A 12,236-nucleotide genomic window follows, 5' to 3' on the forward strand; every position below is an offset into this window, starting at 1 on the left:
ACCCCATGCCGAACAACCGCCCGTACGTGCTGTTGTCGGCGGCCGTCTCCTTGGACGGCCACCTCGACGACACCTCGCCCGAGCGCCTGATCCTGTCCACCCCGGCCGACCTCGACCGGGTGCGCGAGGTCCGCGCGGGAAGCGACGCGATCCTCGTCGGGGCGTCCACGATCCGGCGTGACAACCCCGCTCTCACCGCCGGCGACGCCGGGCGGTGCCCGATGAAGGTGACCGTGACCGGCACCGGCGACCTCGACCCCAGCTCGCGGTTCTTCACCGTAGGGTCAGCCCAGCGGCTCGTCTACGCCACGACCCCGGCCCTGCCCGCCACCCGCCGCCGGCTCGACGGGCTGGCCACGGTCGTCGACGGCGGGCAGCCGGTGTCGTGGCCGGGCATCCTGGCCGACCTGCGCACCCGCGGCGTCGTCCGGCTCATGGTCGAGGGCGGCGGAACGATCCACACGCAGCTGCTCACCGCCGGACTGGTCGACGAGATACAGCTGGCCATCGCGCCGTTCTTCGTCGGCGAGTCCGAGGCGCCCCGCTTCGTCGGGCCGGGCCTGTTCCCCTTCGGCAAGGACCGGCGGATGCGGCTCACCGAGGTTCGCCGGCTCGACGACCTCGCCGTCCTGCGCTACCAGCTGCGAGACGAGGACGAATGAGCGACGAGGAGCACCTGCGCGCCGCCGTCCGCCTGGCCAACCTGTGCCCGCCCTCGGCGACGGCGTTCAGCGTCGGCGCGGTCATCGCCGCGCCCGGCGGGCCCGTCCTGTCGACCGGGTACTCCCGCCAGGAGGACCCGCACGACCACGCCGAGGAGGTCGCCCTGCGCCACGCGCCCGCCGACCTCGACGGCGTCACCGTCTACACATCCCTGGAGCCGTGCGGGGAGCGCGCCTCCCGGCCCGAGACCTGCGCCCGGCTGATCATCGCGGCGGGTGTCCGCCGCGTCGTTTACGCCTGGGACGAGCCATCGCTGTTCGTGCCGGGCCGTGGCGCCGAAGTGCTGCGGGCGGCCGGGGTCGAGGTGGTCAAGCTGGGGGGTCTTGAGGCCGAGGCGCGTGCGGCCAATGTGCATCTCGTCGAGGAGTAGGAGAAACTGATCGCATGTCGAACCCGTTGATCACCGCCGCCCAGCTCACGCAGGCGCTGTCGGAGAACCCGCCCCCGGTCATCCTCGACGTGCGCTGGTCCCTCAACGGCCCCCCTGGGCGCGACGGTTACCTCCTCGGACACCTTCCCGGAGCCGTCTTCCTCGACATCGACGAGGACCTGTGCGGTCCGCCCGGGCCCGAGGGCCGCCATCCCCTTCCCGACGCCGACGCGCTGCAGAACGTCCTGCGCGCCGCCGGCGTCAACGCCGACTCCACCGTCGTCGTCTACGACGCCGGTGACAACACCGCCGCCTCCCGCGCATGGTGGACGCTGCGCTGGGCCGGGCACGCCGACGTCCTGGTCCTCGACGGGGGCATGGCCTGTTGGCTGGCCAGCGACGGCCCCGTCGACACCGCCGTCCCCGAGCCCGCTTCCGGCGACATCACCGTCCGCCCCGGCGGGATGCCCGTCCTCGACGCCGACGGCGCCGCCCGCCTCGCCTCCGAGGGCCTGCTCATCGACGTGCGAGCGCCCGAGCGCTTCCGCGGGGAGACCGAGCCGATCGACCCCGTCGCCGGCCACATCCCCGGAGCCGTCAACGTCCCCGACGCACCCAACCTCGCCGAAGGCGGCGGTTACCGCAGCCCCGCCGAACTCCACGCCCGCTACGCCCCCCTCGGCGCCGAAGACCCCGACCTCCCCATCGGCGCCTACTGCGGCTCCGGCATCACCGCCACCCACACCGCCCTGGCGATGACGGCCGCCGGGCTTCCCACTCCGGCCGTGTACATCGGGTCGTGGAGCAACTGGATCACCGACCCTTCACGACCGGTGGCGACGGGCGAGTAGCAGAGGCGTCGGCGCATCCGCCTGGCCCGCCTCTTCGTGGAGGTGCTCGCAGCCTGCGGACCGGACCATCTGGAACCTTCGCTCATCCCGCTTTCGCAGGATGAGATGGCCAGTGCGCTGGGAGTCGTCCGCGGGAGGTGACGCCGGTGCTCGACGGGGAGGCGATGAGGCGGCTCAGGGAGACTTCCGGGCACCACCCCTCCGCCGCAGCCACCACCCCACGATCACCGCGCCGCATGCCAGCACCACGGCCGTGACGCGGTAGCCCGCGGCCATCGCTCCGGCGACCGCGTCGACGACCTCGTCGCGGTCGCCGGGACCGGCGGCGGTGAGGGTGGCCGCCACGGACGAGGCGTGGTCGCGCAGCGGTGCGGGGAGTGCGGTGGTGAATCGGCTGGTCATGATGGTGCCGACGATGGCGACGCCCAGGGCGCTGCCGACTTCGCGGGTGGCGCTGTTGAGACCGGAGCCGAGACCGGCGCGTTCTGGTGGGACGGCGGCGATGATGGCCGTCGACAGGGCCGGCAGGCACAGTCCGAGGCCGATCGCCATGACCACGAGGTAGCCGGCGTAGAGGACGTAGGGCGTCGAAACGTCCACGAGGGACAGCAGGCCCAGACCGGCGGCGATGGTCAGCATCCCCGCGACGATGACGCGGGCGGGCCCGAAGCGCTCGGCGAGCCCGGCGCCGCGCCGCGAGACCACGATCATGGCCACGGCCATGGGGCCGATCGCGACTCCGGTCACGACGGGGGAGTAGCCCTTGACGTACTGGAGGAACTGGGCGTTGACGAAGAACAGCCCGAACAGCCCCAGGAATGTCACGGTCACCCCGAAGGCGCCCGCGCGCAGCGGCGGATCGCGGAAGTAGCGCGGATCCACGACCGGGTGGCGGGCGCGCAGGGCGTAGGCGGTGTAGACCGCGAGCATCACCGCCGCGACGGCGAAGCCGCCGAGAACGGTGCCCGAGGTCCAGCCTCGGCCGGGGCCCTCGATGATCCCGTAGAGGAGGCCGAGGAACGCGGTGATCAGCAGACCCGAGCCCACCAGGTCGAGCGGACTGTCGTGCCGGCCGGCCTTCGGCGCCAGCCCGGCCACCAGGAGCAGCATGACCAGCGCCGTCGGCGCGGCCGCCCAGAACAGGCCGCGCCAGGAGAAGTACTCCAGGACGAGACCGCCGCCGATGTTGCCGAGGACCCCGGCCGCGCCGGTGGCCGCGGTCCAGGTCGCGATCGCCTGGCCGCGCCGCTCGGCGGGGAAGACGTGCACGACGATCGACAGGGTCGCCGGCATGACCAGCGCGGCGCCGGCGCCGCTGAGCGCGCGTCCGGTGATGAGCAGTGGGATCGACGGCGCGACGGCGCAGAGCAGGCAACCGAGCGCGAAGACCGCGAGGCCCGTGGTCAAAGTCCCTTTACGGCCGAAGCGGTCGCCGAAGGCGCCGGCGGGGATGAGCAGGCAGGCGAAGACGATGACGTAGGCGTCGACGATCCACAGCAGGCGACTGCTCGACGGTCGCAGCGCGTCGGCCGCCAGACTCGGCAACGCCAGGTTGATCGCGGCTACCAGCGCGATGGTCAGCACCGTGCAGGCCGACATCAGCGCGAGGATCGCGGTGCGCCGGGGGTGGCCCGTCTCCGGCGGTTTCAGGGCAGCGTGAACAGACATCGAGAACCCTTGTGAAGTGGGATGGGATCGCACCGGCGGGGTACCCGGGCCGCGGCGCCGGTGCGTGTCTCCCAACCTAGAAGCGCCGACGACTAACGGCAACTGCAACTTCCGCAGCGGTAAAGTGCACGGCGTGCACTCCAAACTCGACCTGAACCTCCTCGTCGCCCTCGACGCGCTCCTGGAGGAGGGGAGCGTGAACGGAGCCGCCGCGAGGCTCCATCTCTCCGGCCCCGCCATGAGCCGCGCGCTCGGCCGCGTCCGCAAGGCGATCTGCGACCCGGTGCTCGTCCGCTCGGGCCGGACCATGGTCCGCACCCCGCACGCCGAGGCGATCCGCGCCGAGGTGCACGCCCTCGTCGCCCGCGCGACGCGGCTGTTCGATCGGACCGGTCCGCTGGACCTGTCGACGCTGGAGCGCACCTTCACGATCCAGGCCGACGACTCGACCTTCGCCGTCGTCGGTGCGGCTCTGCTCACCCGGATCCGTCGTGACGCGCCCGGCGTGACGATCCGCTTTCTCGGCGAGGGCCCACGCGACAACAACCCGCCGCTGCGCGACGGCACCGCCGATCTGGAGATCGGCGTCATCGACCGCCGCACACCCGAGACGCGGGTCGAGCGGCTGGTCAGCGAGGAGAGCGTCGTCGTGGTGCGCCGCGGCCACCCGCTGGCCACCGGCACCCCCGTCAGCCTGCGCGACTATGCCGCCGCCGAGCATCTCACCGTGTCCCGCCGGGGCATCCTGCGCGGCCCCATCGACGACTTCCTCGCCGGGCACGGCCTCGCCCGCGAGGTCGTCGTCTCGGTGCCGACCGCTTCCATCGCGATGCTCATGGTCGCCGACAGCGACCTCGTCGGCCGCGCGGCCCGGCGCATGCACCGCCCGCTCGTCGACCGCCTCGGCCTCGTCGTGCTCGAAACGCCGCTGGTGCTGCCGAGCCTGGACATCTCGCAGGGGTGGCACGCGAAGTTCGATGCCGACGAGGGCCACGCGTGGCTGCGCGAGCGGGTCCGCGAGGTGTTCGGGGCACTGACGGCCGACGGCCCCGGTCCGCGGGGGACCGGGGCCGTACGAACGAACGAGGGTCAGTCCCGCTTGTAGCCCACCACGAGTTCGGTGGCGAGCTGCTCAAGGAACAGGCCGATGTCGGTGATGACGCCGGTGGCCTGGGCGCTGCCCCGGTCGGCGAGCTTCGTGACCGTCGCCGGGTTGATGTCGACCGAGACGAGCGGCGTGGTGGCCGGCAGCAGATTGCCGGTCGCGATGGAGTGCAGCATGGTGGCGACCATGATCGCGAAGCCGACGCCGGGCAGGGCGGCGCGCATCGCGCGCTGACCGGCGATGACGTCGGTGTAGACGTCGGGGAGGGGGCCGTCGTCGCGGACCGAGCCGACGAGCACGAATTCCTTCTTCTGGTTGACCAGCGCGTGCATGACGCCGCTGGTGAGCACACCCTGCTCGACGGCCTCGCCGATCGAGCCGCAGCGGCGGATGGTGTTGATCGCGCGGATGTGGTGCTCGTGCCCGTGCGGGACGCCGTGCCCTTGCGAGAGGTCGACGCCCAGGGAGGTGCCGAAGAGTGAGGCCTCGATGTCGTGAGTGGCGAGCGCGTTGCCGGCGAAGAGCACGTCGACGTAGCCGTCCTCGACGAGCGCCACCATCGCCGGGGCGGCGCCGGTGTGCACGATCGCCGGTCCGCCGACCCACAGGATCTTCTTGCCGGCCGACTTGACCTCGCGCATCTGGTCGGCGATGCGGCGCACGAGCAGGGCCTGCGGCTTTTCGCTGGAGACCTCGCTGGACATGAACTCGAAGTTGGTGCTGCCGGGCTCGGCGCGCTTCGGTTCGGGGAGCGGCTTGACCTTCACGCCACTGGCGCCGCACACGACGGGGTCGTCGCGGCGGATGTCGGACACGGCGATGGTGCGGGCGTGCCCGTCGACGATGATGACGCCGCAGTCCATCTCGGGGTTGGCGACCTCGATCCAGACGCTGTTGAGGCGCACCTGGGTCGGGAGGTTGGTGGTGGAGTAGAAGTCGTCCGGGAAGACACCGTCGGCCGGAGCCGGTCGCAGGAGCACCTCACCTGGATCGATCTGGTTGGTGCCGTGCGTCTGCAGCCGCATGAGGATCCGGGCGAGCTGCTCGGCGTCTTCGGCGCCGATCGTCAGCTGCGCGTACGTGTCGTCGGTGTGGGTGCGGCCGACATCGAGCTTGTCGATGCGGTAGTCCCCACCGTATTCGAGCACGTCATCGAGGATCCGGGCGAATACTCCGGAGTCGAGGATGTGGCCTCGGACCTCGACGGTCTCGGTGTGCTTCACGGGAAAATGCCTCCTGACAGGTACAACGTAGATCCGCGCTGATCTACACCCGAAGGACGGTAGCCGTCACCGATGATGACGGCCACCGTGGGGGCGTTTCCAGCCGATTACGCGACCGGGGGATCCCGGCCGTGCATTTGTGAGGCGTTCAGGCGCCGCTCAGGCGAGCATGGAGTCGCCGGTGGCGCCCGGCATGGCCCCGCCGACGCGGTCGAGCAGCGAGGTCGCGAGCATGGGCGAGCACAGGTCGTTCGGCGTGTACACCGGCACCGACAGTCCGGCGGCGGCTTCCCGCATCGCCAGCGGCGAGCAGGTGAGCAGGCCGCTGACGGCGAGTACCGGCAGGCCGAGGGCCTGGAGCCGGGCGACGCCGAACAGGGCGCCGGCGGCCTCACCGGAGGCGAAGACCATTCCGTCGACGAGGCGCCGCATCTCGGGCCGGTCGAGCAGGGCGGCGGTCTCGGCCTGGAGCACGCCGTCGGCGATCTCCAGGACCACCGCGTCGACCGCCTGTGCCGCGAGGTGCCCGTGCAGCAGCTGCGAGCTCTCGACGAGGTCGTCGAGGGGCACGCGGAAGGTCGTCGGGTAACCGGCGTCGGTGAAGTCGTAGGCGGCGACCGCCCCGGCGTCGCGGAACAGCCACGGGTCCCCGCCGGCACCGGTGCCGGTCAGCTTCGCCGTGCCGACACGCAGGCCGGCCAGGGTCAGTCCGCGCACGATCGCGGCGACCGTGGTGGTCTTTCCGGAGTTCATCGACGTGCCGACCACGACGATCGTCGTCGGCGGGCGCAGTGCGGTCGGCGGTTCCGGCAGGCGGAAGTCGCGCAGGTTGAGGACCCGGCCGTCGGCGTCGCCGAGCAGGCCGATCGGGTCGAGCCGCGTCGGCGCGCCGATCGCGGAGTGCCGGCTGTGCACTTTGCCGAGCACGCCGCCGGCGGCGACGAGGTCGGCGGGGCCGAGGTCCTCGGGGAGTTCTGCCTCGAACTGGTCGGGGGCGTAACGTGCCCCGCAGGCGAGCAGGAGTTCGTCGCCGACGTACAGCGTCGCGCGTCGGCCGCTCGGCAGTTCCACCCACGTGTGGTGTCCGAGCGCGCTGACCCTCGCGATGACGAGATCCCCGCGGCCGGGGATGGCGTCTTCGATGAGGGTGTACTCCTGGCTGAGGTCCACGTGTCGGACCGTGTAAGCGGCCTTTAGGTGAGCAGCACGCTCGGCCGGAAGAACATTGACGTACACCGACGCTCCTTGAGAATGCGCATGTGAGGGCCGCCGGAATCGGCGAGGTGAGCGAAGCTTACGACCCGACTCGACGTTACGGAAGAGCGCGGGTCGGTAATTCTTCGGCGTGTTGCGGGGGATTCTATTCAACGCCCGGGGATACGGGCGGTATCCGCGCGCTGACCAGCCGCGAGGCCTGCTCGAGGAGGTGTGTTCCGGTCGCTATGACGTCGGTGAACGCCGAGATCGTCGCCAGTTCGGGCGCGGTGTACCACCCGAACGGGTGAGCCCCTTTCGTAGTGGGTCGCGGGTCGTCGGCGACGGCGACGAACTGGTGGTCGACGTGGACGTGGCGCTCGGGGAGCGAGCGGTCGCGAGGGATGTCGAATTCGACGATCCACCAGGGCAGTGGCACGTGGCCGGTGTAGTCCTCGTGGCCCGCGGGCGGAAAGTCGGCGGGGACTTCGGGGGAGTGCGGCGACAGCAGGCGCAGTCCGGTGAGTCCGGTCTCCTCGGACGCTTCGCGCAGCGCGGCCTCCGCGGCGTTCTCGTCGTTTTCGACATGTCCGCCCGCGGGCACCCATTTGCCCCACAGGGGGTGTTCGATCAGCCCGACCTTCCATTGAGAGTCATCGAACCGGTGCAGTACGTACACGGTCGCGGTCGAGTGTTTGATCATGTCCGTGGGCCTCCAGGGATCCGTTGTGGGCGAACGAAACCGTGCCGCGCGGCCTCGCTATCCTCGCACTCTCCGGCGGGGCGCCGCGACTTTATCGTGCACGGTTCTTTCAATAGCATGGCCGCTGCCGGGATCACTGAAACGGCGGGTGTCGCGCGGGCATGCGCCAGGCAGGGACGGAGAGTCAAGTGTCCGAGGGCCAGTTCGACGCCTACAGCGTGGACGCCGCATACGACCGTGGGGAGGCAGTCTGCGTCATCGGCGCGGGCATGGCCGGCCTCCTGGCGGTGAAGAACCTGCGCGAGCAGGGGTTCACCGTGGACTGCTACGAACGCGAGACCGCCGTCGGCGGCTCGTGGAACTGGAGGCACGACCGCAGTCCGGTGTACTCGAGCACGCACCTCGTCTCCTCGCGTACGCACACCGAGTTCCCCGACTTCCCGATGCCCGACGACTGGCCGGACTATCCGCACCACAGCCAGGTACTCGCCTATCTCGAGCGCTACACCGACCACTTCGGCCTGCGTGAGCACATCTGGTTCGGCAGCGAGATCGCGCGGATCGAGCCGACCGGTGAGGGCCGCTGGGACGTGATCGTCAAGCCGGTCAGCGGCAACGCGGCGCGGCGACTGCGCTACTCGGCGGTCGTCATCGCCAACGGGCACAACTGGGATCCGCGGATGCCGTCCTACAAGGGCCAGGAGGAGTTCCGGGGAGAGATCGTGCACTCCTCGGCCTACAAGGACCCGTCGAAGGTGCGCGGACGCAAGGTCCTCGTCGTCGGCGCGGGCAACTCCGGCTGCGACATCGCCGGCGAGATCGCGGTCAACGCCGAGAAGTGCTGGCACTCGACCCGCCGCGGCTACTGGTTCATTCCGAAGTACATGTTCGGGCGCCCCGGCGACCAGACGATGGCGCGCCTGTCGTGGCTGCCTTTCGGACTGCGGCAGAAGGTCTCCGAGTTCGCCATCCGCCGTGTCGTCGGCGACCCTCGGCGTTTCGGCCTCAAGCGGCCCGAGCACGCCCTGTTCGCCTCGCACCCGATCGTCAACAGCCACCTGCTGCACCACATCGGGCACGGCGCGATCACCCCGAAGCCCGACATCGAGTACTTCACCGAGGACGCCGTCCACTTCACCGACGGGACCAGCGTCAAGCCGCAGACGGTGGTCATGGCGACCGGTTACCGGACGACGTTCGACTTCTGCGACCCGGCGCTGCTGGGGATGCAGGGCGCCGACGCGGCGCCGAGCCTCATCGGCCACATGTTCGCCTCCAAGACGCCGACCCTGGCCGTCGCGGGCCTGCTCCAGGCCGACGGCGGGATCTTCCCGCTGGTGCACTGGCAGACCGTGGCGATCGCCAAATGGCTGCGCCTGCGGCAGAGCGACCCCGAGGCCGCCCGGCAGTTCTGGGCGAAGGTCTCTCCCGACGCCGGCCGCCGCTACGTGCACGGGAAGCTCAACGACAGTCCCCGCCACCGCCTGGAGATCTCCTACGAGGTCTACCTGAAGGCGCTCGGGCGGATGATCGAGGAACTGGACGGTGTGAAATGAGTCGGCTCGACCTGCTGCGCCTGAGCGATCGGCGCGAACCGGTCCCGCACGCGGCCCGCGAACTGCTCACCAGCGAACCCGACGAACCGGCCGGGAAGCCGACGCTGCTGTTCGTCGGCGGCGACAGGCGGGGCGCCCAGATCTTCGCCGAGCACTGGCTCGCCCACGCCGCCGGCCGCGGTTTCCCCGCCTACGCCCTCAGCGTGCGCGGTCAGGGCAAGTCCGCCGGAATCAAGGGCGACCTGCGCGCCTGGGCCAGCGACGTCGCCCAGACCGCCGCCTCGCTGCCCGCGCAACCGGTCCTCATCGGCCACTCGAAAGGCGCGCGGATCCTTGCCGAGGCACTCGGCCGATACCCGGCACGCGCGGCGGTGTTCGTCGCCCCGCGTCTCGGCCGCCTCGTTCCGCCCACCCCGGCGGGCTCCCCGCCCACCCTCATCGTGGGGGACCCCGACGACAAGCGCGCCCCGCGCCAGTCGCTGGAGAAGGCCGCCGCGCACTACGGTGTCGCGCCCCTGTTCTTCCAGGGCGCCGGGCACGAGATGATGCTCGCCGCCGCCTGGCGTGAACCGCTCGACGCGATCCTCGACTGGCTGGACGGCACCGTGGTCAAGGAGTGAGTACCACGCACATCGAAGCGCCGCCGGTCTGTGACCGGCGGCGTTTTCGCGTCACGAGCTAGACCACGGCCCCGTCGTCGGGATCGTAGGGATCCTCCTCGTCGCCCGGCCGCAGCCGCCAGATCAGCACACCGACGCCGGCCAGGACGGTCGCCGCCCCCAGCAGGATCCCCACGTCGGAGCCGAGCCCCAGCAGCGTCGGCTGAACGAACAGCACGACGCCCACCGCGATCAGCACCAGACCGAACACGGCGGGCCGGGAGGGCTTCGGAACCGGCGGGGGCGGAGGCGGCTCGTACTTGGCGGCCTTCTCCTCCTCGTCCTCCGGGAGATCGGCGTCCCACAGCTCCAGGAGAGTCGGCTCCTCCTTCGGGGCAGCCGCGGCGGGACGCGGTTCGGGATCGGGTTCGTCCTCGGGCCACTTGGGCGTCTCAAGGCCGGCGATCAGTTCGGAGAAGCGGCGCTTCAGGTTGTCACCGCTGAGGTCGGCGTCGGTGAGGCCGTCCTCGGACTTGTGGTCCGGTTCCTCGTCCGGGCGCTCGGTGGTCATCGTCCCGGCCCGGACTCGGCCGCGCCGAGCGCGGCGAGCCGTTCGGCTATGAACGACGCGCTGCCCTCGAACAGGGCGGGAGCGTCGTTGTCGAGGGTCATCACGTGGTAACTGCGGTCCATGACGTACTCGGCCACATCCTCACTGGCGATGCCGGCCAGCAGCATCTTCGAGTTGGCCGGTTCGACCACATGGTCGACGGCGCTACGGTAAACGCGCACCGGCACCGTGACCTTCCCGAGGTCGGCACGTGTCAGGCGCCACAATTCCGTCAGTGAGCGCAGCGCCCCGAGCGGCACCTTGTCGTAGGCGACCTCGACGCTTCCGGGCTTGGCGATGTCGCTGCTGATCCCGGCGGCCGTGCGCCGCACCCGCGACAGCAGGGGCAGGAGGTGGTTCACCGCGAAGCGCTGCGACATGATCGAGGGATTCGACAGCACGATCCCGGCCAGTTCGGCCCCGCGCTGCTGCGCCAGGCGCAGCACGAGCGTCCCGCCCATGGAGATGCCCATCGCGAAGACGGGTTTCCCGCGTCCGAGAGCCTCGTCGAAGGCGCGTTCGAGCTCGCCGTACCAGTCCTGCCACCTGGTGACGGCGAGATCCTGCCAGCGCGTGCCGTGGCCGGGGAGTCTCGGCCCGATCGCGGTGTAACCCGCCTCGTGCATCGCCTCACCCCAAGGACGCACGGTCTGCGGCGATCCGGTGAAACCGTGCGAGAGCACCACGGTGGCCGGAGCGTCGGCTCCGGCGTCGAGAAGGAAAGATTGGGCACCGGGAAGGACGGGCACCGGACACCTCCCAGAAGGGGACAGCGATACTCCGTAATCCTGGCACGAGCCGGGCCGAATGGCACGGCGGTCCCGGAGTGCCCGTGCCGGGATGCGCACTCGTGCCCGATGACGCAATACTTAGACGACAACGTGACCGGGCTCATGCTGCGGAGGTGCCGGTGCTCTACTGGTGGTTGAAGTATGTCTTCGTCGGTTGGTGGCTGCGGCTGATCTACCGCCCGAAGGTGGAGGGCCTGTCGAACATCCCGAAGACGGGACCGGCGATCGTGGCCAGCAACCACCTGTCGTTCTCCGACTCGATCTTCCTGCCCCTCGTGGTGCCCAGGAAGATCACGTTCATCGCCAAGGCCGAGTACTTCACCGGCAGTGGCGTCAAGGGCCTGTTCAGCAGGTTCTTCTTCACCGGCGTCGGGGCCATCCCGGTCGACCGGACCGGCGGCCGCGCGGCCGCCGGCGCCCTGGAGACCGGCAAACGGGTCCTGGCCGCCGGCGAACTCTTCGGCATCTACCCCGAGGGCACGCGCTCGCCCGACGGGAAGCTCTACCGGGGCAAGACCGGCGTGGCGCGCCTGGCGCTGGAGTCCGGCGCGAAGGTCATCCCGGCGGCGATGATGAACACCGGTGAACTACAGCCGATCGGCAAGAAGCTGCCCAAGATCGGCCGGGTGCACATCAAGATCGGCGAGCCGATCGACTTCCAGCGCTACGCGGGCCTGGCCGGCGACCGGCTCGTCGAGCGGGCCATCACCGACGAGATCATGTACGAGCTGATGGACCTGTCGGGCCAGGAGTACATCGACACCTACGCCGCCAAGCTCAAGACCGTCGCGGCGGCCGAGCCCGAGCAGAAGGGCACTCCGGCGGCCTCGTAGCCCGAACGGC

Annotated in this window: 13 protein-coding genes; 7 read left to right on the top strand and 6 right to left on the bottom strand. The window is 70.6% G+C overall.

All coding sequences use genetic code 11. The features are described 5' to 3' along the window. Positions 1 to 5: 5 nt before the first annotated feature. Genes AB0I28_RS03715 through AB0I28_RS03725 form a run of 3 tightly spaced genes read left to right on the top strand, consistent with a single transcriptional unit; the run spans position 6 to position 1,944 of the window. The gene (locus tag AB0I28_RS03715; protein ID WP_357489130.1) at positions 6 to 662 is read left to right on the top strand and encodes a dihydrofolate reductase family protein; all 657 of its coding nucleotides are present in this window, start codon (positions 6 to 8) and stop codon (positions 660 to 662) included. Beyond that, positions 659 to 1,093, top strand: coding sequence for a deaminase (locus tag AB0I28_RS03720; protein WP_357489131.1), 435 nt, complete (start codon positions 659 to 661; stop codon positions 1,091 to 1,093). The genes AB0I28_RS03715 and AB0I28_RS03720 overlap by 4 nt, the downstream gene beginning before the upstream one ends. Positions 1,094 to 1,107: 14 nt before the next feature. Continuing rightward, positions 1,108 to 1,944, top strand: a complete 837-nt coding sequence (locus AB0I28_RS03725) for a sulfurtransferase (RefSeq protein WP_357489132.1) — start codon at positions 1,108 to 1,110, stop codon at positions 1,942 to 1,944. A gap of 174 nt (positions 1,945 to 2,118) precedes the next feature. Here AB0I28_RS03725 and AB0I28_RS03730 read toward each other — a convergent pair whose 3' ends face one another. Further along, positions 2,119 to 3,612: an MFS transporter gene (locus tag AB0I28_RS03730; RefSeq protein ID WP_357489133.1), complete on the bottom strand. Its 1,494-nt coding sequence runs from the start codon at positions 3,610 to 3,612 to the stop codon at positions 2,119 to 2,121. Between the two features lie 133 nt (positions 3,613 to 3,745). On the opposite strand from AB0I28_RS03730, the gene AB0I28_RS03735 reads away from it, so the two are divergent. Then, positions 3,746 to 4,717, top strand: a complete 972-nt coding sequence (locus tag AB0I28_RS03735; RefSeq protein WP_357489134.1) for a LysR family transcriptional regulator — start codon at positions 3,746 to 3,748, stop codon at positions 4,715 to 4,717. On the opposite strand, the gene AB0I28_RS03740 is transcribed toward AB0I28_RS03735, so the two are convergent. The 3 genes from AB0I28_RS03740 to AB0I28_RS03750 all read right to left on the bottom strand — a co-directional run bounded on the left by AB0I28_RS03740 (position 4,702) and on the right by AB0I28_RS03750 (position 7,837). Then, complete coding sequence (locus tag AB0I28_RS03740) at positions 4,702 to 5,940, bottom strand: TIGR00300 family protein (RefSeq protein ID WP_357489135.1); 1,239 nt, start codon at positions 5,938 to 5,940, stop codon at positions 4,702 to 4,704. The genes AB0I28_RS03735 and AB0I28_RS03740 overlap by 16 nt on opposite strands. Before the next feature lie 159 nt (positions 5,941 to 6,099). Next, positions 6,100 to 7,110, bottom strand: a complete 1,011-nt coding sequence (locus AB0I28_RS03745; RefSeq protein ID WP_357489136.1) for a hypothetical protein — start codon at positions 7,108 to 7,110, stop codon at positions 6,100 to 6,102. Between the two features lie 190 nt (positions 7,111 to 7,300). Continuing rightward, positions 7,301 to 7,837, bottom strand: coding sequence for an NUDIX domain-containing protein (locus AB0I28_RS03750; protein WP_357489137.1), 537 nt, complete (start codon positions 7,835 to 7,837; stop codon positions 7,301 to 7,303). Positions 7,838 to 8,025: 188 nt separating this feature from the next. Between AB0I28_RS03750 and AB0I28_RS03755 the strand changes: the two genes are divergently transcribed. Continuing rightward, a complete protein-coding gene (locus AB0I28_RS03755; protein ID WP_357489138.1) occupies positions 8,026 to 9,393 on the top strand; it encodes an NAD(P)-binding domain-containing protein in 1,368 nt (455 codons plus the stop codon). Continuing rightward, entirely contained in the window at positions 9,390 to 10,013 is a 624-nt protein-coding gene (locus tag AB0I28_RS03760; RefSeq protein ID WP_357489139.1) for an alpha/beta fold hydrolase, read from the top strand. The genes AB0I28_RS03755 and AB0I28_RS03760 overlap by 4 nt, the downstream gene beginning before the upstream one ends. 58 nt (positions 10,014 to 10,071) lie before the next feature. Here the strand turns inward: AB0I28_RS03760 and AB0I28_RS03765 are convergent, their stop codons facing one another. Together AB0I28_RS03765 and AB0I28_RS03770 are read right to left on the bottom strand one after the other, a co-directional pair. Next, positions 10,072 to 10,563 carry a hypothetical protein gene (locus tag AB0I28_RS03765; protein WP_357489140.1) on the bottom strand — a complete coding sequence of 164 codons (492 nt, stop codon included), beginning with the start codon at positions 10,561 to 10,563 and terminating at the stop codon, positions 10,072 to 10,074. Beyond that, the gene (locus AB0I28_RS03770; protein WP_357489141.1) at positions 10,560 to 11,351 is read right to left on the bottom strand and encodes an alpha/beta fold hydrolase; all 792 of its coding nucleotides are present in this window, start codon (positions 11,349 to 11,351) and stop codon (positions 10,560 to 10,562) included. The genes AB0I28_RS03765 and AB0I28_RS03770 overlap by 4 nt, the downstream gene beginning before the upstream one ends. A 161-nt stretch (positions 11,352 to 11,512) precedes the next feature. Here AB0I28_RS03770 and AB0I28_RS03775 point away from each other — a divergent pair, with 161 nt between their 5' ends. Further along, positions 11,513 to 12,226: a lysophospholipid acyltransferase family protein gene (locus tag AB0I28_RS03775; RefSeq protein WP_357489303.1), complete on the top strand. Its 714-nt coding sequence runs from the start codon at positions 11,513 to 11,515 to the stop codon at positions 12,224 to 12,226. Positions 12,227 to 12,236: the final 10 nt, after the last annotated feature.

Source organism: Phytomonospora sp. NPDC050363 (assembly GCF_040655735.1).
Classification (GTDB): Bacteria; Actinomycetota; Actinomycetes; order Mycobacteriales; family Micromonosporaceae; genus Phytomonospora.

What these genes read in the sequence shown, in the direction of transcription:
- AB0I28_RS03715 (WP_357489130.1), top strand. Translation starts at nt 6, where the DNA reads ATGCCGAACAACCGCCCGTACGTGCTGTTGTCGGCGGCCGTCTCCTTG.
- AB0I28_RS03720 (WP_357489131.1), top strand. Translation starts at nt 659, where the DNA reads ATGAGCGACGAGGAGCACCTGCGCGCCGCCGTCCGCCTGGCCAACCTG.
- AB0I28_RS03725 (WP_357489132.1), top strand. Translation starts at nt 1,108, where the DNA reads ATGTCGAACCCGTTGATCACCGCCGCCCAGCTCACGCAGGCGCTGTCG.
- AB0I28_RS03730 (WP_357489133.1), bottom strand. Translation starts at nt 3,612, where the DNA reads ATGTCTGTTCACGCTGCCCTGAAACCGCCGGAGACGGGCCACCCCCGG.
- AB0I28_RS03750 (WP_357489137.1), bottom strand. Translation starts at nt 7,837, where the DNA reads ATGATCAAACACTCGACCGCGACCGTGTACGTACTGCACCGGTTCGAT.
- AB0I28_RS03760 (WP_357489139.1), top strand. Translation starts at nt 9,390, where the DNA reads ATGAGTCGGCTCGACCTGCTGCGCCTGAGCGATCGGCGCGAACCGGTC.
- AB0I28_RS03765 (WP_357489140.1), bottom strand. Translation starts at nt 10,563, where the DNA reads ATGACCACCGAGCGCCCGGACGAGGAACCGGACCACAAGTCCGAGGAC.